This is a genomic window from Micromonospora sp. 15K316 (assembly GCF_004348525.1).
Classification (GTDB): Bacteria; Actinomycetota; Actinomycetes; order Mycobacteriales; family Micromonosporaceae; genus Micromonospora.
This window is the reverse complement of the sequence record NZ_SMKG01000023.1, coordinates 25,268-47,696: the sequence shown is the minus strand read 5'-3', so window position 1 is coordinate 47,696 and position 22,429 is coordinate 25,268. Positions and strand designations below refer to the sequence as shown.

General features: G+C 73.2%; 18 protein-coding genes and 1 pseudogene. 10 read left to right on the top strand and 9 right to left on the bottom strand.

Annotated features, from left to right (window positions below):
* Together E1211_RS08405 and E1211_RS08400 are read right to left on the bottom strand one after the other, a co-directional pair.
* Positions 1-2,067, bottom strand: a pseudogene (locus E1211_RS08405) (permease); the annotation flags it as partial.
* Between the two features lie 162 nt (positions 2,068-2,229).
* Positions 2,230-3,657 (bottom strand): UDP-glucose/GDP-mannose dehydrogenase family protein, encoded by a 1,428-nt coding sequence (locus E1211_RS08400; protein ID WP_132347134.1) that lies wholly within the window; start codon positions 3,655-3,657, stop codon positions 2,230-2,232.
* Between the two features lie 245 nt (positions 3,658-3,902).
* On the opposite strand from E1211_RS08400, the gene E1211_RS08395 reads away from it, so the two are divergent.
* Positions 3,903-5,066, top strand: a complete 1,164-nt coding sequence (locus E1211_RS08395) for an acyl-CoA dehydrogenase family protein (protein WP_132347132.1) — start codon at positions 3,903-3,905, stop codon at positions 5,064-5,066.
* 80 nt (positions 5,067-5,146) lie between these two features.
* Here E1211_RS08395 and E1211_RS08390 read toward each other — a convergent pair whose 3' ends face one another.
* Complete coding sequence (locus tag E1211_RS08390) at positions 5,147-5,797, bottom strand: hypothetical protein (protein ID WP_132347130.1); 651 nt, start codon at positions 5,795-5,797, stop codon at positions 5,147-5,149.
* A gap of 23 nt (positions 5,798-5,820) precedes the next feature.
* Here E1211_RS08390 and E1211_RS08385 point away from each other — a divergent pair, with 23 nt between their 5' ends.
* Together E1211_RS08385 and E1211_RS08380 are read left to right on the top strand one after the other, a co-directional pair.
* Complete coding sequence (locus tag E1211_RS08385; RefSeq protein ID WP_132347128.1) at positions 5,821-6,339, top strand: acyl-CoA thioesterase; 519 nt, start codon at positions 5,821-5,823, stop codon at positions 6,337-6,339.
* A gap of 241 nt (positions 6,340-6,580) precedes the next feature.
* A complete protein-coding gene (locus tag E1211_RS08380) occupies positions 6,581-8,566 on the top strand; it encodes an acetoacetate--CoA ligase (RefSeq protein ID WP_132347125.1) in 1,986 nt (661 codons plus the stop codon).
* A 44-nt stretch (positions 8,567-8,610) separates the two neighbouring features.
* Here E1211_RS08380 and E1211_RS08375 read toward each other — a convergent pair whose 3' ends face one another.
* Complete coding sequence (locus E1211_RS08375) at positions 8,611-9,300, bottom strand: TIGR03089 family protein (protein WP_132347123.1); 690 nt, start codon at positions 9,298-9,300, stop codon at positions 8,611-8,613.
* 151 nt (positions 9,301-9,451) lie between these two features.
* Between E1211_RS08375 and E1211_RS08370 the strand changes: the two genes are divergently transcribed.
* Both E1211_RS08370 and E1211_RS08365 read left to right on the top strand, forming a co-directional pair.
* The gene (locus tag E1211_RS08370) at positions 9,452-10,597 is read left to right on the top strand and encodes a glycosyltransferase family 1 protein (RefSeq protein WP_132347120.1); all 1,146 of its coding nucleotides are present in this window, start codon (positions 9,452-9,454) and stop codon (positions 10,595-10,597) included.
* 52 nt (positions 10,598-10,649) lie between these two features.
* Positions 10,650-11,738 (top strand): mannose-1-phosphate guanylyltransferase, encoded by a 1,089-nt coding sequence (locus tag E1211_RS08365; RefSeq protein ID WP_132347118.1) that lies wholly within the window; start codon positions 10,650-10,652, stop codon positions 11,736-11,738.
* Here E1211_RS08365 and E1211_RS08360 read toward each other — a convergent pair.
* A complete protein-coding gene (locus E1211_RS08360; RefSeq protein WP_132347116.1) occupies positions 11,707-12,345 on the bottom strand; it encodes an NUDIX hydrolase in 639 nt (212 codons plus the stop codon). The genes E1211_RS08365 and E1211_RS08360 overlap by 32 nt on opposite strands.
* Before the next feature lie 326 nt (positions 12,346-12,671).
* Here E1211_RS08360 and E1211_RS08355 point away from each other — a divergent pair, with 326 nt between their 5' ends.
* Positions 12,672-13,664 carry a helix-turn-helix transcriptional regulator gene (locus tag E1211_RS08355; protein ID WP_132347114.1) on the top strand — a complete coding sequence of 331 codons (993 nt, stop codon included), beginning with the start codon at positions 12,672-12,674 and terminating at the stop codon, positions 13,662-13,664.
* A gap of 54 nt (positions 13,665-13,718) precedes the next feature.
* Here E1211_RS08355 and E1211_RS08350 read toward each other — a convergent pair whose 3' ends face one another.
* Together E1211_RS08350 and cofD are read right to left on the bottom strand one after the other, a co-directional pair.
* Entirely contained in the window at positions 13,719-14,804 is a 1,086-nt protein-coding gene (locus E1211_RS08350) for a coenzyme F420-0:L-glutamate ligase (RefSeq protein WP_132347112.1), read from the bottom strand.
* The gene (gene cofD / locus E1211_RS08345) at positions 14,801-15,748 is read right to left on the bottom strand and encodes a 2-phospho-L-lactate transferase (protein ID WP_132347110.1); all 948 of its coding nucleotides are present in this window, start codon (positions 15,746-15,748) and stop codon (positions 14,801-14,803) included. The genes E1211_RS08350 and cofD overlap by 4 nt, the downstream gene beginning before the upstream one ends.
* A gap of 98 nt (positions 15,749-15,846) precedes the next feature.
* On the opposite strand from cofD, the gene E1211_RS08340 reads away from it, so the two are divergent.
* The 3 genes from E1211_RS08340 (at position 15,847) to E1211_RS08330 (ending at position 20,790) form a co-directional block, all read left to right on the top strand.
* Positions 15,847-16,761 (top strand): hypothetical protein, encoded by a 915-nt coding sequence (locus E1211_RS08340; protein ID WP_132347108.1) that lies wholly within the window; start codon positions 15,847-15,849, stop codon positions 16,759-16,761.
* A gap of 177 nt (positions 16,762-16,938) precedes the next feature.
* Positions 16,939-19,452 carry a bifunctional FO biosynthesis protein CofGH gene (locus tag E1211_RS08335; protein ID WP_132347106.1) on the top strand — a complete coding sequence of 838 codons (2,514 nt, stop codon included), beginning with the start codon at positions 16,939-16,941 and terminating at the stop codon, positions 19,450-19,452.
* Positions 19,453-20,532: 1,080 nt separating this feature from the next.
* Complete coding sequence (locus tag E1211_RS08330; RefSeq protein ID WP_007455784.1) at positions 20,533-20,790, top strand: WhiB family transcriptional regulator; 258 nt, start codon at positions 20,533-20,535, stop codon at positions 20,788-20,790.
* A gap of 98 nt (positions 20,791-20,888) precedes the next feature.
* Here E1211_RS08330 and E1211_RS08325 read toward each other — a convergent pair whose 3' ends face one another.
* Positions 20,889-21,338 carry a metallopeptidase family protein gene (locus tag E1211_RS08325; RefSeq protein ID WP_076471216.1) on the bottom strand — a complete coding sequence of 150 codons (450 nt, stop codon included), beginning with the start codon at positions 21,336-21,338 and terminating at the stop codon, positions 20,889-20,891.
* 165 nt (positions 21,339-21,503) lie between these two features.
* Between E1211_RS08325 and E1211_RS08320 the strand changes: the two genes are divergently transcribed.
* Positions 21,504-21,866 (top strand): DUF3499 domain-containing protein, encoded by a 363-nt coding sequence (locus E1211_RS08320; protein WP_132347104.1) that lies wholly within the window; start codon positions 21,504-21,506, stop codon positions 21,864-21,866.
* 49 nt (positions 21,867-21,915) lie between these two features.
* Here the strand turns inward: E1211_RS08320 and E1211_RS08315 are convergent, their stop codons facing one another.
* The gene (locus E1211_RS08315) at positions 21,916-22,269 is read right to left on the bottom strand and encodes a nitroreductase/quinone reductase family protein (protein WP_132347102.1); all 354 of its coding nucleotides are present in this window, start codon (positions 22,267-22,269) and stop codon (positions 21,916-21,918) included.
* Positions 22,270-22,429 lie beyond the last annotated feature (160 nt).

Genomic DNA, 22,429 nt, shown 5'->3' with positions numbered 1-22,429 from the left:
GGCCGGGGTGGTGGCGGCGACGAACGCGGCCACCGCGCCCGGCAGGGCGAACGCCGCGCCGCCCGCCGCCCAGGCGGAGACGATGTCGGCCGGTGCCGGGGCGATCCGGATCCGGGGCGCCACCGCGACCAGGACCCCCGCCAGGAAGAGCACCACCAGCACGGCCGCCGTCAGCGTCGGCCGGGCCAGGGCGGCGCCCGCCCCGAACAGGCCGACCACCGCCGCGCCGAGCCCGTGCGCCAGCGCGGCCCGTGGGGTGCGGGCGGAGAGGCCAGCCACGCCGATGCCGACCGCCGCCAGCACCATCGGCCAGGGCGCGACCGTCCAGCTCAGACCGAACGACGCCGGTACGGCCAGCGCCGTCAGCGCCGTGCCGGCCACCGCGAACTCACGGCGGATCTCCGGCGGCAGGGCCAGCACGGCGGCGACGGTGAGCAGGAAGGCGCTCGCGGCCAGCTGCCAGGCGGCCGGGCCGACCGCCGCGGCGAGCTCGGCGGGGTAGCGGTCGAGGTCGGCGGCCCACGCGGGGAGCGCGGCGCGCACCGGGGCGACCCCGGCGCGCAGCGCGTTCCCGGCCACCAGCAGCCCGCTCACCGTGAGCGCCACCGCCGAGGCGAGCTGGGGCCCGCGCCGGGCCGCCTCCGGCAGGGCCCGGACGGCCACGCCGGTGATCGCGATGACCGCCGCGATCAGCAGGAGTGCCCGACCCGGCAGGGCCACCGAGGCGACCCGACTCAGCGCGCCGATGACCGCGAGGGTGAGGATGCCCGCGCCGAGGTCGGGCAGGGGTGGGCGGCGCAGCGCGAGCGCACCGGCCAGCCCGGCGACCGCGGCGAGTAGCAACACCAGCCCGGCGCCGGTGGCCGCCGGCACGGTGCCCGCGCGGAGCAGGGCGGTCACCGCGTACGCCAGGGCGATCGCGACGGCGACCCCGTGCAGCACCCAGGTCAGCCCGCGTAGCCCGGGCACCGGACGGGGCCGGGTGTCGGTGTCCGTCGGGTCCGGCGTCGAGACGACCTCGCCTGCCTCCTCCGGCGCGCCCTCCGGCCGGGCCTCGGCGGGGCGCTGCCGGGGCGTGGGCGGTGGTGCCGGGGACGTGGGCGGCGGTTCCGGCAGGTCGCGCCGGACCGGGCGTTCCACGGCCACGCCGGAGCGGGCCAACCAGAGGTCGAGCAGCGCGACCACGGTCAGTACGAGGGCCCAACCGGCCGGCCCGGTGATCCGGTCGTACGCCAGCAACGGCACGACCGGCTGGGCGGCGAGCACGGTGGCGAACCGGGGCGCGCGCAGCCCCGTCCACGCGGCGTAGCCGACCGAGACGGCGGCGGTCACCAGGAAGATCAGCCCGGCGAAGACCGTGCCGGAGGCGCCGCCGTCGCCGATCCGGTCCACCGCCCAGAGGGCGTACCCGGCGAGCGGCACCAGCAGCAGCCCGACGGTGGCGATCGTCTCGGCGGTGGAGGTGAGCCCACGCCGGGCCAGCACCGGTGGCGCGAGCAGCAGCAGCACGGTGGCGACGAGCAGGATGCCGAGCCGTACGAGCGCGTCCATCGAGCTGGTGGCGACCGCGGCGAAGACCACGGCGGCCACGCCGAGCAGCAGTGCCCCGAGGCCGAGCGGGATGTTCTGCACCTCCCGCGAGGACGCCTCCGGCGGGTGCTCGGGATCGTCGACGTCGAGCCAGGTCACCGGGGGTGGGGGCGGTGGCGGCTCGGCGGAGCCGGGCGCGGCGCCCTGTCGGGGGACGCGGGTCGGCGCACCGGTGGCGGCGGTCGGCGGACGCCGGCCGGGACGGCGGCGCAGCACCCGGTGCGGCCGGGTCGCCTGCTTGGTCCGCTCCTCGCCGGCGTGGGCGAGGATGTCCCGCTGGAAGAGGGCGGCCTGCATCTTCGCGGCGATCTGCCGCTGCTCACGGGCGATGGCGGCCTCCCGCGCCTTCATCTCCGCGATGGAGCGTTCGATCTCCGCCAGGTGCTCGACCCACTGGGGTTGTTCGGCGCCGCAGTGCGGGCACCGGTCGGCCGGCTTGATCTCCCGACCGCACGCCGAGCACTGAAAGGTCGCCACGACACCCCTCCACCCGCACTGTGGACCCTCACTGTCGCAGCATGCCCAAAGCCGGCGCGATTTTCGACAGTTGTCGGCGGGTTCAGGACAAACGAGCCCGGCGGGGAAAGACAACGGCCGGCCGCGGAGCTGCTCCGCGGCCGGCCGTCGTGGTGATCCGGATCAGGGGCGACCCATGCCCCGGTACTCCCAGCCGGCCTGCGTCCACAGTGCCGGGTCGAGGCAGTTGCGCCCGTCGACGACCTTCCGACCGGCGACCAGCTCGCCCAGGGCGACCGGGTCGGCGTTGCGGAAGTCGGCCCACTCGGTGAGCACGCAGACCAGGTCCGCGCCGGTCACCGCGTCGGTCATGCTGGTCTCGTAGGTCAGCTCGGGCATCGCCCGGCGGGCGTTCTCCATGCCCTGTGGGTCGAAGACGTGCACCTCCGCGCCGGCCTTGCGCAGCAGCCCGGCGACGGCGAGCGCCGGAGCGTCGCGGACGTCGTCGGTGTTGGGCTTGAAGGTGGCGCCGAGCACGGCGATCCGGGTGCCGGAGAGGTCGGGGCCGGCGGGGCCGGTGCGGCGGCTGAGGAGCTCCGCGGCGAGCTGGAGCACGCGGGTACGGCGGCGGAGGTTGATCAGGTCGACCTCGTGCAGGAAGCGCAGCGCCTCACCCGCGCCCAACTCCTGGGCCCGGGCCTGGAAGGCCCGGATGTCCTTGGGCAGGCAGGCGCCACCGAAGCCGAGACCGGCCTGGAGGAACCGGTTGCCGATCCGCGGGTCGAAGCCGATCGCGCGGGCGAGCTGGGTGACGTCACCGCCGGCGACCTCGCAGACCTCGGCCATCGCGTTGATGAACGAGATCTTGGTGGCGAGGAAGGCGTTCGCGGCGACCTTGACCAGCTCGGCGGTGGCGAAGTCGGTCACCACCAGCGGCACCTCGCGGTCCTCGGTGGCGGCCAGGTCGAAGACGCCCTTGTGCGCGGCGTAGAGCATGCCGTTGGCCCACTCGCTCTTCACGCCGACGACGATCCGGTTCGGGCGGAGCACGTCGTCGACGGCGAAGCCCTCCTGGAGGAACTCCGGGCTCCACGCGACCTCGACGCCGAGGTCGGCCGGGGCGTGCTTGCCGACGAGCTGCTCCACCCACTCGGCGGTGCCGACCGGAACTGTCGACTTGCCGACGATCAGCGCCTTGCGGGTGAGGTGCTGGGCGAGGCCGGTCACCGACGCCTCGACGTACGACAGGTCGGCGCCCATGCCGTCGGCGCGCTGCGGAGTGCCGACGCAGATGAAGTGGACGTCACCGAAGTCGGCCGTCTCGGCGATGTCGGTGCTGAACCGCAGCCGGCCCGCCGCGAGGTTGCGCCGGAGCAGCTCGTCGAGGCCCGGCTCGTGGATCGGCACCCGGCCCGCGTTGAGCATCGCGATCTTGTCGGCGTCGACGTCGAAGCCGAGCACCTCGTAGCCCAGCTCCGCGTAGCAGATGGCGTAGGTCGCACCGAGGTAGCCGGTACCGAGGAAGGTCACCCGGGGCCGGGACGCGCCCGACGGCGGCGTCACCGCGGCGATGGGATGCACCGGCTGGCTGTTGGGGTACGGAATCGTCACGCCTGTCTTCTCCGCTCGCACTGGGCGGCGCTCCGTCGCGTCGCTACTGCTGCGGCGCCTGGCCGGGCACCGGAGGGAACTGCTCGTCTTTCAATGGTCGCCGGGCGGCGGCGTTACCCGTCGAGAACGAGCCTACGCCGCGGTAACTTGTACCTGAACCTTGGTCGCTATCCTTCAGTCTGCGCGGTCCGCGGTCAGGAGACGGTACAGACTGCGCATGATAGCGGTGAAGGGGAGGGGCCGGCATGGCCGCAGAGGAGTCGTTCGACGTCTACCGATTGCCCGAGGAACACGAGGCGATCCGGGAGGCGGTCCGGGAGGTCTGCGCGGCGAAGGTGGCGCCGAACGCCGCCGAGGCGGACGAGACCGGCGAGTTCCCCAAGGCGTCCTACGACGCGCTGCGTGCGGCGGACTTCCACGCCCCGCACATCCCGGTCGAGTACGGCGGCGCCGGCGCGGACGCGCTGGCCACGGCCATCGTCATCGAGGAGGTGGCCCGGGCCTGCGCCGCCTCCTCGCTGATCCCTGCGGTGAACAAGCTCGGCACCATGCCGCTGCTGCTGGCCGGTTCGGAGGAGCTCAAGCGCCGCTACCTGACCCCGGTCGCGAGCGGCGACGCGATGTTCTCGTACTGCCTCTCGGAGCCCGAGGCGGGCAGCGACGCGGCGTCGATGACCACCCGGGCGGTCCGTGACGGGGATCACTGGGTGCTCAACGGCGTGAAGCGGTGGATCACGAACGCCGGGGTCTCCGAGTACTACACCGTCTTCGCGGTCACCGACCCCTCGGCGCGGTCCAGGGGCATCTCCGCCTTCGTGGTGGAGAAGTCGGACCCGGGCGTGAGCTTCGGCGCGCCGGAGAAGAAGCTCGGCATCAAGGGCTCCCCGACGCGCGAGGTCTACCTGGACAACGTGCGGATTCCGGCGGACCGGATGATCGGTGCCGAGGGGACCGGTTTCGCCACCGCGATGCGCACCCTGGATCACACCCGGGTCACCATCGCCGCCCAGGCGCTCGGCATCGCGCAGGGCGCGCTCGACTACGCCAAGGGCTACGTGCAGGAGCGCAAGCAGTTCGGCAAGGCGGTAGCCGAGTTCCAGGGTGTCCAGTTCATGCTCGCCGACATGGGCATGAAGCTGGAGGCGGCCCGGCAGTTGACGTACGCGGCGGCGGGCAAGTCCGAGCGGGGCGACGCCGACCTCACGTACTTCGGGGCGGCGGCCAAGTGCTTCGCCTCGGACGCCGCCATGGAGATCACCACCGACGCGGTGCAGCTGCTCGGCGGCTACGGCTACACCAAGGACTACCCGGTCGAGCGGATGATGCGGGACGCCAAGATCACTCAGATCTACGAAGGCACCAACCAGGTGCAGCGCATCGTGATGGCCCGCCAGCTGCTGCGCGGCTGACCCGGCGCACGCCGTCGAACCGGCCCGCCGCCGAGCGGCGGGTCGGGGGCGGGCCGGGTCCGCCGGCCCGCCCACGCTCGTCAGCGGATGCCGGGGCTGTCCTCCGGCTTACGGGGCGGGGCCGACCACGGCGACTCCCCACCGGTGCGCCGGGGGAGCGGTTCGGTCGGCGTGGAGTCCGGGTAGGCCAGGGTGATCGGGGCGGCGGTGTCCCGCTCCGGCGAGGCGACCGGCGGCCAGTCGGTCAACGTGACGTCGTTGTCGGTGCTCTTCTCCGGCTCGGCGGGCGCCGGCGCGCTCGCCGGCGCCGGCCAGCGCCGCCACCGTTGCAGGCTGAACGTCGCCATGATCAGCATCATGCCGACCAGGAAGAGCGTGCCGTTCTCCACCGGTAGCCGCAGCGGCAGCGGGTCGCCCAGCACCTTCCACCCGTCCGGAATGAGGTCGCGTACCTCGAAGGGCGCGACGAACATCCCGACGTACGGCACGACCAGTAGCAGCCCGGCCACCAGCGGGCCGACCGGCGAGAAGCGCAGCGTGCCGAGCAGGCCCAGCACGATGCCGCCGGCGGCGAGGTAGACGGCCGGCTCGATCAGGTTGGCCGTGTTGAACTTTCCTATCTCCACCCAGCGGCCGATCGTGCCGCTCGACCCGTCCTGCCCGAGCGTGACCAGCACCCAGGTGACGGGCGCCACCACCAACCCTGCGAGGAAGCTCCAGAGATGTCGCATCCGCGCACCGTACCGTTTTCGTCATGACCGAGCACCCCTCCACCTCGCCGGCCGGCAAGCCGACGTCGTACTCCCGGGTCACGTTGAGCCGGATCATGACCGCTGTGGACGTCAACCTGTATGGGACCGTGCACGGCGGCGTGCTGATGAAGTTCGTGGACGACGTGGCCGGTGCCGCCGCCGCCCGGCACAGCGGCGGTACGGCGGTCACCGCCGCCATCGACGAGATCGTCTTCTCCGAGCCCGTGCGGGTCGGCGACCTGTTGCACGCGCACGCCCAGGTGAACTGGACCGGCCACAGCTCGATGGAGGTCGGTGTCCGGGTGGTGGCCGAGCGGTGGGACTCGGCCGAGGACGAGCCGATCCGGGTGGCCACCGCGTACCTGGTCTTCGTCAGTGTCGACGTGGGCGGTGCCCCGCGCCCGGTCCGGCCGGTGCTGCCGGAGACGGCCGAGGACGAGCGGCGTTTCCGGGAGGCGGAGATCCGGCGGGCCCATCGGCTGGCCCGCCGCCGTGCGATCCAGGCCCACCGCGCCGGCTGACCTGCCGGCCGGGGCTCCGCTCGACTTTCCCGCCGGTGCGCGGGGCCGCTGCCGCCGCTCGTCCGTCAGTGGTGGCGGCAGCGGCCGTCCTCCGCCGGCCACATCGGCGACCGGCCCGGCATGTGGATCGGCCACGCCCCTTCCGCGGCGGCGGGTGCGGACAATGGCGCTTCGACGTAGGGCAAGATGGCGCCACGGCCCACCGCACAGAGTCGTGTCCGGGCCAGGGGAGGGCAGAGCAGTGGGTGACGTGCTGTGGACGCCGCCGGCGGACGTACGTGAGCGGTCCCGGATCGGGGCGTACCTGCGCTGGCTGCGGGAGCACCGCGGCCTGGACTTCGCCGACTACGACGCGCTGTGGCGCTGGTCGGTCACCGATCTGGACGTGTTCTGGCGTTCGATCTGGGACCACTTCGAGGTGGTGGCGCACACCCCGCCGACCGCCACGCTGACCGGCCGGAGCATGCCCGGCACGCGGTGGTTCCCCGGGGCGACGCTGAACTACGCCGAGAACGTGCTGCGCATGCCCGGCCGCCTCGACGACGACCCGGTGGTGATCGCGCACGGCCAGACCCGCGCGCCGGTCACCCTGACCGCCGCCGAGCTGCGCGAGCAGGTCCGCCGGGTCGCCGCGGGGCTGCGCCGGCTCGGCGTCACCGCCGGCGACCGGGTGGCGGCGTACGCGCCGAACATCCCGGAGACGTACGTGCTCCTGCTCGCCACGGCCAGCCTCGGCGCGGTCTTCACGTCCTGCGCGCCCGAGTTCGGGACGCGGAGCGTCACCGACCGCTGGCAGCAGATCGAGCCGACGGTGCTGGTCGCCGTGGACGGCTACCGGTACGGCGGGAAGGCGGTGGACCGGCGGGCCGAGGTGGCCGCGATCCGGTCCGCCCTGCCGTCGCTGCGGCACACCGTCGGCATCGGCTACCTCGACCCGGCGGCCGTGCCCGAGGGGGCGATCCCCTGGACGGAGCTGGCCGCGCCGACCGACGAGCCGCTCACCTTCACCCCGGTCGCCTTCGACCACCCGCTCTACGTGCTCTACTCCTCCGGCACCACCGGCCTGCCCAAGCCGATCGTGCACGGGCACGGGGGCATCCTGCTGGAGCACCTGAAGATGCTCGCCCTGCACCACGACCTGGGCCCGGCCGACCGGTTCCTCTGGTTCACCACCACCGGCTGGATGATGTGGAACTTCCTGGTCTCTGGGCCGGCGGTGGGCGCGGCGATCGTGCTGTTCGACGGCAACCCGGGCCACCCGGATCTGGGCACGCTGTGGCGGCTGGCCGAGGAGACCGGCACCACCTACTTCGGCACCTCCGCGCCGTTCCTGCTGGCCAGCCGCAAGGCCGGCCTGGTCCCGAAGGAGATCGCCGACCTCTCCGCGCTGCGCGGGCTCGGCTCCACCGGCGCGCCGCTGCCCGCCGAGGGCTTCACCTGGGTGTACGAGACGGTCGGCGACCGCCTCCAGCTCCAGTCCCTCTCCGGCGGCACGGACGTCTGCACCGGCTTCGTGGGCGGGGTGCCGCTGCTGCCGGTGCACGCCGGCGAGATCACCTGCCGGGCGCTCGGGGCGAAGGTCGAGGCGCGGGCGGCGGACGGCAGCGCGGTCGTCGACGAGCTGGGCGAACTGGTGATCACCGAGCCGATGCCGAGCATGCCGGTGGGCTTCTGGAACGACGCGGACGGTTCCCGTTACCGGGAGGCGTACTTCGACGTCTATCCGGGGGTCTGGCGGCACGGCGACTGGATCACGATCAACTCCCGGGGCGGCTGCGTGATCACCGGGCGCTCCGACGCCACGCTCAACCGGGGCGGCGTACGGCTCGGCACCGCCGAGTTCTACTCCGTGGTGGAGGGGCTGGACGAGGTCGTCGACTCGGTGGTCGTGCACCTGGAGGACGACGAGGGCGGCGCCGGCGAGCTGCTGCTCTTCGTGGTGCTCGCCGACGGGCTGGAGCTCGACGACGAGCTGCGCACCAGGATCAGCCGGGAACTGCGTACCGCGTTGTCACCGCGGCACGTGCCCGACGAGATCCACCAGGTACGCGCCGTGCCGCGCACGCTCTCGGCGAAGAAGCTCGAGGTGCCGGTCAAGAAGATCCTCACCGGAACTCCGGTCGACCGTGCGGCGGCCACGGGCGCCCTCGCCAACCCGGAGTCGCTCACCGCCTTCGCGCAGCTCGCCCAGCGGCGCGCTCCGCAGGCGGACCGCACCCCCGCCTGAGTTCACCCCCGGCCCCGGCGCGCGGCGGGGGCGGGGACACCGCGTCAGGTGAGGGTTCGGGTGACCTTCTCCGCGACCAGACGGTCGGGGAGGCGGGCCGGGTCCAGGTTGCCGCAGAGGACGAGGCTGGCGCCGACGCTCAGGGGTGTGAGCAGCCACTCCACCGGCTCGGGGTGACGAGCCACGTCGACCAGCACCCGGTCGCCGCCGGCCAGGCCGAACTCCGTCGCGCGCTCCCGCGCCCGGGCGAGCAGACCCGAGTCGGCCGCACCGCCCGACGGGTACGGGGTGAAGTGGTCGCCGTGGCCGCGTACCTGCAGCACGTAGTCGGTGAAGCCGGCGGGCACCTCGCGCAGCGGCAGGGCGAACGGGTCGAGCGCGAGCGCGTACCGCTCACCCGCCGGCCAGGCGTTCGCCTCGGTCACCCGGCTCACGGCGGCGAAGAGCACGTCGACGGGGCCCGGCGCCTCGGCTACGGTCAGCCCGGCGGACCAGCAGCCGAGCAGCACCGCGGCGGTCTGCCAGTGCGGCGGAAGGAGCACCCCGGCGCTGTCGTCGGGCCCCACGGCCACCTCGTCGACCAGCAGGTTGGCCGTCTTGGCCACCCAGTTGGCCAGCGTCGCGCCGGAGAGTTCGGTGCGCTCGCCGGAGGCGTCGTCGTACCAGGTGAGCAACGGTCGGGTCGGGTCGGGTGCGATCGCGTCGGCGAAGACCCGGGCAATGTTCTCGGCCATCGGCGCGAACGATACGCCGCCGCGGTCCGTACCTGATGACGATGACAAGTACGCGTACCGTCGGGTCGCAGTCAGCGTCGGAGGTGGGCCGCGGCGTAGGCTTGCCACCGGAGTGTTGTTCCCCACAGACCCGCCAGCAAGGAGTCGCCCCGTGACCGCCGGTCGCCCGCCCCGCGTGCTCATCGACGCCACGAGTGTCCCCGCCGACCGTGGCGGCGTCGGTAGATACGTCGACGGCCTGCTCGGCGCGCTGGGCAAGGTCTGTGGGTCGGGTGTGGATCTGGCTGTCGTGAGCCTCCGCACCGACCTCGAGCGCTACTCGCGGATGCTGCCCGACGCCGAGATCGTGCCGGCTCCCGCGGCGGTCGCGCACCGGCCGGCCCGGCTCGCCTGGGAGCAGACCGGGCTGCCGATGCTGGCCCAGCAACTCGGCGTGCAGGTGCTGCACTCGCCCTTCTACACGTGTCCGCTGCGTGCGGGGTGTCCGGTGACGGTGACCGTGCACGACGCGACCTTCTTCACCGAGCCCGAGCACTACGACAAGTCGCGCCGCACCTTCTTCCGCAGCGCCATCAAGACGTCGCTGCGCCGGGCCGACCGGGTGATCGTGCCGAGCAAGGCCACCCGGGACGAGCTGATCCGCCTGTTGGACGCCGATCCGACCCGGATCGACGTGGCCTACCACGGGGTCGACCACGCCGCGTTCCACGCGCCGAGCGAGGAGGAGAAGGCCCGCGTACGGGCCCGGCTCGGGCTCGGCAGCAGCAGCTACATCGCGTTCCTCGGCGCCAAGGAGCCGCGCAAGAACGTGCCCAACCTGATCCGGGGCTGGGCGCGAGCGGTCGCCGAGCGTCCCAACCCGCCCGCGCTGGTGATCGCCGGTGGTCAGGGGCACGACGACGACATCGACCGGGCGGTCGCCGAGGTGCCCGCGCACCTGCGGCTGCTGCGCCCGGGCTACCTGCGCTACGCGGACCTGCCCGGTTTCCTCGGCGGGGCGTTGGTCGCCGCCTACCCGTCCTACGGGGAGGGGTTCGGGTTGCCGATCCTGGAGGCGATGGCGTGCGCCGCCCCGGTGCTCACCACGCCCCGGCTCTCGCTGCCCGAGGTGGGCGGTGACGCCGTGGCGTACACGAGCGAGAGCCCGGAGCAGGTGGCGGCGGATCTGGCCGCCCTGCTGGACGACGAACCGCGCCGGTTGACGCTGGCCAAGGCGGGCTTCGATCGGGCCAAGGAGTTCACCTGGGAGTCCAGCGCTGAGGTGCACATCGCGGCCTGGACGCGGGCCCGGTCCTGACGTCCGTCGAAACCGCCGGTTGGCGCGTGCACCGGTCGGGCATGATGTGCTGATGCTCTATGCCGTCATCCCGGCGGGAGGCAGTGGCACGAGGTTGTGGCCGCTGTCCCGCGCCGGGCATCCCAAGTTCCTGCACCCGCTCACCGGAACGTCCGCCTCCTTGCTGCAGGCGACGGTGGAGCGGCTGGCGCCACTGACGACACCCGAGCGGACGCTGGTGGTCACGGGAGCTGCGCACGTGACGGCGGTGGCGCGGCAGCTCGCGGGCCTGCCGGAGGAGAACATCCTCGTCGAGCCGTCGCCCCGGGACTCCTGCGCGGCCATCGCGCTCGCCGCGGCCGTGATCGCGTTGCGAGACCCGGAGGCGGTGATGGGCTCCTTCGCCGCCGACCATCTCATCGGCGACCCGCACCGCTGGGCGGAGACGGTGCGGGAGGCGATGCGCGGCGCCGAGCAGGGGCTGCTGATGACTGTCGGGATCACCCCGACCCGGGCGGAGACCGGCTACGGCTACCTGGAGTGCGGCGACCTGGTCGGCGACGGGCCGATGCGCATGGTCGCCGAATTCAAGGAGAAGCCCGCCAGCGAGGTGGCCGAGGCGTACTTCCGCTCCGGTCGGCACCTCTGGAACGCCAGCATGTTCGTCTGGCGGGTGGACGTCTTCCTCGCCGAACTGGCCCGGCAGCAGCCGGCCCTGCACGCCGGCGTCACCGCGATCTCGGCGGCGTGGGACACCGCCGAGCAGGACGAGGTGCTGGGCGCGGTCTGGCCGACGCTGCCGAAGATCTCCGTCGACTACGCGGTGATGGAGGGTGCCGCCACGGCCGGGCGGGTGGCGACGGTCCCCGGTGACTTCGGCTGGAACGACGTCGGCGACTTCCACACGCTGGGTGACGTGCTGCCGGCCGACCACACGGGCAACGTGGTGCTCGGCGCGGCCAAGCCGGGCGTCATGCTGCGGGACAGCACCGGCCTCGTGGTGGTGCCGCATTCGGGACGCCTGGTGGCCGCCGTCGGCGTGCACGACCTCATCGTGGTGGACACTCCCGACGCGGTGCTGGTCTGCCCGCGTGACCGGGCGCAGGACGTCAAGGCACTGGTCGACGAGCTCAAGGAGCGAGGCGAAGAGGACTACGTCTGAGCGAGGCGAGGGCGGGCCGGACGAGTTGGAGGGTCCCGTCGGCCAGCGGCTCGGGCAGCCGCTCCGGCGGGAACCAGCCGAGCGCCGTGGACTCGTCGCTGACGTGCTCCACCGCGCCGGCCGGGGCCACCACGGTGAACCGGACGTCGTAGTGCAGCGAGCCGCCCTGGCAGGAGACCGGGTGGAGGTCGACGTCGATCGGCACGGGGTCGATCCGGAGCCCGCCGATTCCGGACTCCTCGGTCGCTTCGCGCAGCGCGGCGCCGGCGAGCGTCCGGTCGCTGGTCTCGCAGTGCCCACCGAGCTGCACCCAGCGGTGGAACTTGCGGTGCAGGCAGAGCAGCACCCGGCTGCCGGTGGCGTCCAGCACCAGCGCGCTCGCGGTGACGTGCCCGGCGCGGTGCGCCCGACTCATCGCGACCGGCCCGGCCGTGAGCAGGGCCAGCGTACGGTCGCGCGCGGCAGCGGCGGCGGGGCTGGTGGGACGCCAGTCGGTCAGCAGCGTGGTCGCGTCGGCGTGCAACGCGGCGTAGCTGTCATCGGCGTGGACCGTGGTCGTCGCCGGGCTGCTCTGCGGGTCGTTCGGTGCGGGCGGGGCGTCGGGCATTCCGACACTCTACGAGTCGGTGGGGCATCGACCTGACAGGCGGCGGATCCCGTGACCATGTCGGGCGGGACGGCCGGGTGGCACCCCTGCGGTGCAAGGGCCGCAGACCCTCGTGGCGCCGCCCGGCCGTCGGTCCTCCCCGGCCCCGGTGCCCGGCCGTGCTGTGCAACGAACACGCCGGCACCGGCGGGCACTGGAAGCATGCCCAACTCGCCCGGCGTACGTCGAGGTTTTTCAGCTCACGCTTAAAGATGGAGATAAGTGCCGGGCGGTAGAGTGCAAACGGTCGCCCGGCACCCCTCCGGTCGGGCGAGCTGGAGCGCGCCATGTTGAAGATTCACTTTTCTGGCGAGGACGTCCTGCGGACCAGGGTCGCCCCGGCCGCCGACCCGGTCTGGGAGCTGGTCCTCAGCCTGCACCTCCTGCGGGGTCGCAGCCGGGACCCGCTGATGGCGACGTGGCGGCGGACGGTGGCGAGCGGGCTGCGCCAGGAGAGTGCCTTCGAGCAGTTGCGCCTGCTGTTCGCGTTGAACCCGCCGAGGGGATACTTCCCCGACTTCCTCACCCCGTACGCCAGCGTCGACGGCTTCGAGGCGGGGCTGGAGGCGGTGCGCAGCACACCCGTATCGCTGCTCCGTCGTGACCTGGCTGTGCTCGCCGGCGAGAATCCGCTGCCGCCGTCGGCGTCCGCGCTGGCCAGAGGCGAGCCGGAGGTGCTGCGGGCGCTGACCGACTCGATGGAGCGTTACCGGTCGGTGGCGATCAGCCCGTACTGGGGGCGGATCCAGGCGGCGGTGGAGGCCGACCGGACCCGACGGGCCCGGGCCCTGCTGGACGGCGGCGTGGAGGGGCTGTTCACGAGTCTGCGGCCGGGCATGCGCTGGGACTCGGGTGTGCTGGAGGTGCACGACTACCCGGACAGCCGTGAGTTGCATCTGGACGGTCGGGGACTGCTGCTCGTGCCGTCGTTCTTCTGCGCGCGTACCCCGGTGGCGTTGCTCGACCCGGCGTTGCCACCGGTCCTGGCCTATCCGGTGGACCGGCTGGGTGGGCTGGGGTCGTCCGGCGCCGAGGCGGGATTCGCGCCCGGCCGGGAGGCGCTGGCCGCGCTGCTCGGCCGGACGCGGGCCGCGGTGCTGGAGGCCAGCCACGACGGCTGCACCACCGGTGAGGTGGCCCGGCGACTGAACATCTCGCCGGCGGCGGCCAGCCAGCACACGGCGGTGCTGCGCAACGCCGGGCTGCTGGTCAGCCGCCGGGACCGCAACACGGTGCTGCACACCTTGACCCCGCTGGGCCGCGCGGTCCTCGACGCCTGACCCGGCCCCTACCGACGGATTCATCCGGGCCGGGGTGAGCCGGCCCGGGATCGGTCAGACGGCCAGGGTGGCGCTCGCGGTGCTCGCCGCCGGGGGCGGCAGCGGCAGGGAGGGGATGCCCTCGACGGCCAGGGCGATCCGCAGCCGGTGCAGGTCGGCGCCGAAACGGACCAGGTCCAGAGCGTTCACCGGGGTCGGCGGCGAGCCGAGGATGAGCCGGGTCGCGCGCGACGGCCATCCGGTGACGGTGGCCGCCAGCCCCGGCTGCGCCTCCTCGTCGACGAGGGTGAAGACCGTGCCGGGCGCGACGGCGTGCGCGACCGTGTCGATCGCCCGCCGGACGGCGTTCGGGTCGACCGGCGCCGCACCCAGGCCATCCGCGAGGGTGGCTCCGGCGGCGAGGCCGGCGGCCCTGGCCTCGGCGGTACCGAGGGAGAAGAGGTCCTGCGCGGCGTCGCGGACCAGCACCGTCGCGCCGTCGCCGTCGTCGTCCCGGGTGGCGCTGAGGTAGCCGCGGATCACGGCGACCGGCACCTGGTCGATCTTGCCCTTGATCAGCTCACCGGCGCCGGCCAGCTCGTCCACCACCGCCATCTCGGTCAGGGTGAGTTCGTTGCCGTACGGGTCGGTCTCGCCGCGGTGGTCGCGGATCGCGTCCATCCCCGCGACGCCGAGCGCCACGTCGGTGAGCCCGTTGCGCCACGGTCGACCCATGGTGTCGCTGACGATCACGGCGACGTCCCGGTCGTAGCGCTCGCGCAGCGCGGCGCGCAGGGCCCGCGCCGAGGCGTCGGGGTCCTTCGGCAGGAGGACGAGCCGGGTCTTGTCGACGTTCGAGGCGTCGATGCCGGCGGCGGCCATCACGAAACCGTGGTGGGTCTGCACGATCCGGGTGGGGCCCCGGCGGGCCACCACCCGGGCGGTCTCCGCGGCCAGCACCTCGTCACGGGCGGCCTGCCGCTCGGGGCCGTCGGCAGGGATGTCCACCAACCTGCCCTCCGCCTTGGAGACGATCTTGCTGGTGACCACCAGCACGTCGCCGTCGCGCAGCCAGGGCGCGGCGGTGGCGATCATTGCCGCCAGGTCGTCGCCCTCCGACACGTGGCCGATGCCCAGCACCGGCAGGATCTCCAGCTTCACCGCAGCTCCACCGCGGCGCGGACCATCGCCGCCGTCGCCGCCTCGTCGGTCATCCGCAGCGGTACCGCGCGGACGCTCACCTCCGGCACCAGGGTGCCCTCGTCCTCCTCCGCGACCAGCCAACCGTCCAGCAGGCCGCCGGTCGCCCGGCTGCCGTAGAGCCCGCCGACCCCGGCCGCGCTGCACTCGACCCCGAGCACGGCCAGGCACTTGTCGGCCATTCCGCGTACCGGTGCGCCGCCGATGATCGGCGAGACCCCCACCACCGGGGCCGGCCCCCCGGTGACGGCCTCCCGCAGTCCGGGTACGGCCAGGATCGGCGCGATGCTCACCACCGGGTTGCTCGGCGCGACCAGCACGACGTCGGCCGAGCCGAGGGCGTCCACCACGCCGGGCGCCGGTTTCGCCGACTCCGCGCCGACGAAGACGAACCGGTGGGTCGGCACGTCGGCCCGGTGGCGTACCCACCACTCCTGGAAGTGGATCGCCCGCTGGGCGCCGTCGAGGTCGACCACCGCGTGCGTCTCCAGCCGGTCGTCCGTCGCCGGCAGCAGGCGTACGCCCGGCTGCCAGCGGGTCGCGAGCGCCTCCGTCACGGCGGAGAGCGGGTAGCCGCCGCCGAGCATCGTGGTGCGCACCAGATGCGTGGCGATGTCCTTGTCGCCCAGGCCGAACCAGGTCGGCTCCGCCCCGTACGCGGCGAGCTCCGACTTGACCGTCCAGGTCTCGCCGACCCGCCCCCAGCCACGTTCCGGGTCCGCGCCGCCACCGAGGGTGTACATGACGCTGTCCAGGTCGGGGCAGATCTTCAGCCCGTGCATGTAGAGGTCGTCACCGACGTTGACCACCGCGGTCACCTCGGCGCCCACCTGGCGGGCGTACTCCCGTACGCCGACCAGGAACCGGGCGCCTCCGATGCCGCCCGCCAGAACCACGATGCGCATGCCGACCATCCTCCCGCACGCCACGCCTGCGGTCCTCCGGTGGCCCGGGAGACTAGGCTCACGTCCGGCAACTGTCCGCCTCGCCCCTGGGAGAGCTAGTGACCAGCCCCGCCGAGCCCGCGTCCGCCGACGCGACACGGGCCCGCCAGCTGACCAAGCCGCTACGTGAGCTGGCGGCGTTCGCGCTGCTCGGCGCGAACGCCGTGTTCCTGTTCGTCGGCCTGATCCGGCTGTTGACACCTACCGGCTACGGCAGCTTCGGCGACCGGGCGGGCAGCACCTTCTTCGCGTTCGTCGGCTTCGAGGCGACGGCGTTGCCGCTGCTGGCCGTGCTGCTCGCCACCCACATCCACCCGGTCCTGCCGAAGGCGAAGACGATCACCCAACTGGCGCTCGGCGAGTACGCCGTCGGTGCCCTGTTCGGCGCGCTGACCTTCCTGATCTGGATGGTGGGGCGGCTGGCCGAGGGTGAGGCGCTCGACGCCCTGCTGGGCCTGCTCAGCCGGCTGGCCTGGCTGGCGATCTTCGCGGTCGCCGTGTTCGTCGTCTACACGATCTGGCGGGCGTTCTACTACGTGCCGAAGCCCAAGCCGCAGCCCGGCGTCTACGGCGCGCCGCAGCCCGGCTGGCCTCAGCAGCCCGGCGGTTGGCCCGGCGCGGGCCAGCCCGGCGGCTACCCGGTGCCCGGTCAGCCCGGTGCGTACCCCGCGCCCGGCCAGGCGAGTGGCTACCCGTACGCCGGTCAGCCCGGCGCGTACGGCCAGCCGGCTCCGCCGTTCACGCCGGCGCCCCAGTCGGCTCCGCCGGCCAACGTCGCGCCGCAGTCCGCCCCACCGGCGAACCCGGTTCCGCCGTCGGTCCCGCCCTTCGGGCAGCCGCCGTCGTCCGAGCCGACGCAGGCGATCCCGCGCCAGCCCGCCGAACCCACCCAGGCCATCCCGCGCCCGGGTGACGGCGAGAGTGACCGGACCCAGGCGATCAACCCGGGCGACGAGCCGAACAACCCTCGCTGACCCGAGCAGGTCGTCGCGCCGGAGCGGTCTTCACCCGTTCCGCGCGAAAGAGTGGCCCCCGACGTCGGGGGCCACTCTTTCGTTTCCCTGAGCCGGGTCGGTGTGACGTGCGTCGGGGGAGGTGTGGTTGCCCACGAGGGCGGCGGGGCGGAGCGGATCACCGCTTAGGCTGGGCGGATGGTTGATCGCACCGACTCCGCGCCGACCGAGGCGAGTGTGCGCCGCGCCTTGCGCCGCGCCACCACCGGCCGGGCGCTGGACGTCGACGAGGCGACCGCGCTGCTCGGCGCGCGCGGCGAGGCCCTCGACGAACTGCTCGGCGTCGCCGCCGGGATCCGTGACGCCGGACTCCGTGACGCGGGCCGGCCCGGCGTCATCACCTTCTCCAAGAAGGTCTTCATCCCGCTCACCCGATTGTGTCGTGACCGCTGCCACTACTGCACCTTCGCCACCGTGCCGCACCGTCTCCCGGCGCCGTTCCTGGACCGCGACGAGGTGTTGGCGATCGCCCGGGAGGGTGCGGCGCAGGGCTGCAAGGAGGCGCTCTTCACCCTCGGTGACCGGCCGGAGGAGCGCTGGCCGGCGGCCCGGCGCTGGCTGGACGAGCGCGGCTACGACTCCACACTGGACTATGTGCGGGCCTGCGCGGTCGCGGTGCTGGAGGAGACCGGCCTGCTGCCGCACCTGAACCCCGGTGTGCTCTCCTGGTCCGATCTGCAACGGCTCAAGCCGGTCGCGCCCAGCATGGGCATGATGCTGGAGACCACGGCGACCCGGCTCTGGTCCGAGCCGGGCGGCCCGCACTTCGGCTCGCCGGACAAGGAACCCGCCGTACGGCTGCGGGTGCTCGACGACGCCGGTCGGGTCGGCGTCCCGTTCACCACCGGGATCCTCATCGGCATCGGCGAGACGCACGCCGAACGGGTCGACGCGCTCTTCGCGATCCGCCGCGCCCACCGCGAGTACGGCCACCTCCAGGAGGTGATCGTGCAGAACTTCCGCGCCAAGCCGGACACCGCGATGCGCGGTATGCCGGACGCGGAACTGCACGATCTGGCGGCCACGGTGGCGGTGGCCCGGCTGCTGCTCGGGCCGGGGATGCGGATCCAGGCGCCGCCGAACCTGATCGAGGGCGAGTACGACCTGCTGCTGCGGGCCGGTATCGACGACTGGGGTGGGGTCTCCCCGGTCACCCCCGACCACGTGAACCCGGAACGTCCCTGGCCGCAGCTGGACGAGCTGGCCCGACGTACGGCCGACGGCGGGTTCACCCTGCGCGAGCGGCTGACCGTCTACCCGGAGTACGTCCGGGCCGGCGATCCGTGGCTCGACCCGCGCCTGTTGGCGCACGTGAGCGCGTTGGCCGACGGGGAGACCGGGTTGGCCGTCGAGGACGCCCGCCCGGTGGGCCGGCCGTGGCAGGAGCCGGAGGAGGTCTTCGGCGGGCGGACCGACTTGCACATGACGATCGACACGGCGGGGCGTACCGACGATCGGCGGGGCGACTTCGACAGCGTCTACGGCGACTGGGCCGAGGTCGCCACGAAGGTGACAGCCGCGCCGGTGACGCCCGGTGCGGGCGACCACGACCTGCGGGCCGGCCTGCGGCTGGCCGCCGACGACCCGGCCGCCCTGCTGGAGCCCCGGCACACCGATGCCGCGCTCGCGCTCTTCGGCGCCGACGGCCCGGCCCTGGACGAGCTGTGCCGGATCGCGGACGACGCACGCCGCTCGGCGGTCGGCGACGACGTGACGTACGTGGTCAACCGCAACATCAATTTCACAAATGTCTGCTACGTGGGCTGCCGGTTCTGCGCCTTCGCCCAGCGGGAGCGGGACGCGGACGCGTACCGGCTCTCGGTGGACCAGGTCGCCGACCGGGCCGAGGAGGCGTGGGCGGCCGGCGCGACGGAGGTCTGCCTGCAGGGCGGTATCGACCCGAAGATGCCGGTGACCGGGTACGCGGACATCGTCCGGGCGATCAAGGCGCGGGTGCCGGAGATGCACGTGCACGCGTTCTCGCCCATGGAGATCGTCACCGCCGCCGCGAAGGCCGGCGTTCCGGTGCGGGAGTGGCTGACGCAGCTGCGCGAGGCCGGGCTGGACACCATCCCGGGCACGGCCGCCGAGATCCTCGACGACGAGGTGCGCTGGGTGCTCACCAAGGGCAAGCTGCCGGCCGCCGCCTGGGTCGAGGTGGTCAGCACCGCGCACGAGCTGGGCATCCGGTCCAGTTCGACGATGATGTACGGACACGTCGACCACCCCGGGCAGTGGCTCGCCCATTTCCGGGTGCTCGCCGGTGTGCAGGACCGTACGGGCGGCTTCACCGAGTTCGTGGCGCTGCCGTTCGTGCACACCAACGCCCCGATCTACCTGGCCGGCATCGCCCGTCCGGGGCCGACGTGGCGGGAGAACCGCGTGGTGCACGCGATGGCACGGTTGCTGCTGCACGGCCGGATCGACAACATCCAGTGCTCCTGGGTGAAGCTCGGCGACGCCGGCACGGTCGCCATGCTCCAGGGCGGCTGCAACGACCTGGGCGGCACCCTCATGGAGGAGACCATCTCCCGGATGGCCGGCTCGGCCAACGGGTCGGCGCGCACGGAGGAGCAGCTGCGGGCGATCGCGGTGGCGGCCGGACGTCCGCCGCGGCGACGGACCACCGCGTACGGAACCGTGCGGTCCTGAGTTCGGGCCTGTTGTCCGGCCCTCCCCGGGGCGCCGGTGGTGGCGAGCGCCGTCGCCGGCGCCCCCGAACGGACGGGCGACGGCTCGGAGGCTCGCTGCCCGTTTCCGAGCACGCCGGTGGGCAGCGACGAGCGCCGATCGACGGGCCGAGGCGTACGGCCTGACGAATCGCACAATCCGCGCCGCCGCCGGGGTTGCCGGGGTCGTAAAAGGAAGGCGGGAGAGCGGCGAGTGGAATTCGGTTCCCGATCATCGGGTGGCGGCTTTCCCCCGGCTCTCCGTCCGGTGTGGTCGGCCATCCGGCGGTCGATCATGATCGGGCAACCAGTTGTTCAAGATGCCGACCGCAAATCGCAGCCGGGAGGCGTCAGGAGCGGCGGCACCCCTGCGCTCCGGGTGGGCGGCGAGGAGAGGGCGGGTGCGCTCCGCCGGCCGGCCGGGCGGGCACCAGCCGCGCGGGCGCCGCAGCGGTGCGCGGCGCGCTCCGACAGGTCGGGCCCGAGCTGTGCGGCACGGCCACGTACCGTCTGATGGGAAGTGCGGGCAGTGGGCCGCCGTCGGTCTGGCGGAACCGAGTGATCGGGTCGACCAGCCCGTTCCCGGCACACCCGAACTCCGTCCACTCTCGTCGGCGACTCGCCTTCCACAATGTGGACGTCGAGAGGTCGGCGGTGGTCGCTCGACGGGCAGTCCGTCGCGAGTCGCGTTAACCTGTGCCCCACCAAGATCAGCAGTGCTGTCCGGGTGCGCCCGTGTGGCGTTTCGCGACCGCTCCGACGCGGCCGGTGCCGGTGCGCCACGGGGAAAATCTCCGGCAACTCGCCGGAGAGGGCGTTACTCGGCCGGGGTCTGAATCGATAGGGCAGGTTGCGAGGCCGGGTGGTCGGATGGCCGTCCGGGTCATGTCGGGAGGGCGACTCCATTATCAAGTTTGGCTTGACGGCGCACGTATTACACACGTGTAATTTGAATGGGGTTGTTCGCACGGAACGCATCAAAACCGGACCGGACGGACACGCACGCCTTTCGCGTGGGGGGTTGCAGCGGCGATGACGCCGGTGCGCGACAAGGAGGCATTTGATGGACGGCCAGCTTGAGGTGGCCGACCTGCTCGGAAACGCGCCGGAGTGGCAGGAGCGGGCGCTCTGCTCGCAGACCGACCCGGAGGCGTTCTTTCCCGAGAAGGGCGGCTCGACCCGTGAGGCGAAGCGGATCTGCTCGCGCTGCGAGGTCAAGACGGAATGCCTCGAATACGCTCTCGGCCACGACGAGCGGTTCGGGATCTGGGGTGGGCTCTCCGAGCGGGAGCGGCGCAAGTTGAAGCGGCGGGCCGCCTGATCGACGCGCAGCCCGGGCGGTGGGGGCCGCCCGGGTCCGGCGTGTGACGGCGTCCGGCGGGTTGAGTCGTGACCGGGTCCCGGTGGGGGTCGGACCGGTCAGGCCAGCTCGTCCGGGTCGACTCCGAGCAGGTTCGCCACCTGCTCGATGATCACGTCGTGGACCAGGTCGGCGAGGTCTTCGCGGTCCATCGCCCGGAACTCCAGCGGGCGACGGTAGAGCACGATCCGGGGCGGCACCTCCTGCCGGCCCGGCCGTCCGGGCAGCAGGCGGGCCAGCGGCACCTCGCCGTCTTCGAGCACGTCGGAGTCGTAGACGTTCAGCTCGGGCGGGACGTCCTCCACCGCGAACTCGACCCCGGCCAGCTCCTTCGCGAACCGCCGCTCCAGCGTCTCGACGGTGTCCAGGACCAGGTCGTCGAAGACCTCCGCCTTCGTCCGGGCCAGCGGCACGGTGGCCGGTACCAGCCGCCCGCGCAGACCGCGGCCGTGCCGGTCGCGATGTGCGCGCCGGCCGGAGCCGGGGCGGCGGTGTTCCGGGCTCGTCATGAGGCAAAGGGTAGCCCCCGGGCGACCCCGGCCTGCGGCAGCGCCACCGTTCGGGCGTGCCGGGACCGGAGCGGCGCGCCGGCGCCGCGAATTGTGATCACCGTGACGGGCGTGTCGCAACGCGAACCGGTGCGCCGGACCCGGTAATGGAGATACCCTGCCGCCGTGAGGTCACCACGGCGCTGCTCCCGAAACGGCTGCCCCCGGCAAGCGGTCGCCACATTGACCTATGTCTACAACGAGTCGACCGCGGTGGTGGGTCCCCTGGCGGCCTTCGCCGAGCCGCACACGTACGACCTCTGCGAGCCGCACGCCCGCAGCCTGACCGCTCCGCGGGGGTGGGACGTCGTCCGTCACGAGGGCGAGTTCGAGCCGCCGCCGCCCACCACCGACGACCTGGTCGCGCTGGCCGAGGCGGTCCGCGAGGCGGCTCGTCCGACTCCGCGTCCACCCGAGGACGATCAGGACAAGCAGCCACATTCCACCGGGCGCCGGGGTCACCTGCGGGTCATTCCGCCGAACCTCTGAGCGCCCGCCGGGCCCAGCGTCGCGCCGCCCTACCCGTTCGCCGGCCGGGTCAGCCGAGCGGCACCTGCACCGCGACGTCGTGCCTCGGGTAGTAGTTCTCCACCTCGTCCGCGCCGTACTTCTCGCGGAACAGCGACACCACGTGGTCGACCCGATCCGGGTCGTCGATGGTGGTCGCGGTCGAGTTCACCGCCGTACCGTTCGCGGCCACCCGGATCACCGGCGTCTGCCGGACGTTCTTGTACCAGTCGCTGTCGAGGCCGGAGACCGGCACCAGGAACATGCTCTGTTCCTCCTGCACGAACCAGACCGGGTGGGAGATCTGCCGCCCCGTCCGCCGGCCGGTCACGGTGATCTCGACTTCGCGCTCGCGGGCGAACGCGTCCATGGCCTCGGTGCTCATGCTGGCCTCCGTCGCTGAGCTGCTCCTGCCTGTCAGGCTAGGTATCCGGACGCCCGCCCGGAGCCGGTTTCCGGCAGACCGGCCGGTCGGCGTCGCGGCAGCGGCCCGCGGCCCGGCCGCCGTCGCGGCGCAGGCCGATTGTCGGGGCCGGGCCGGTGCG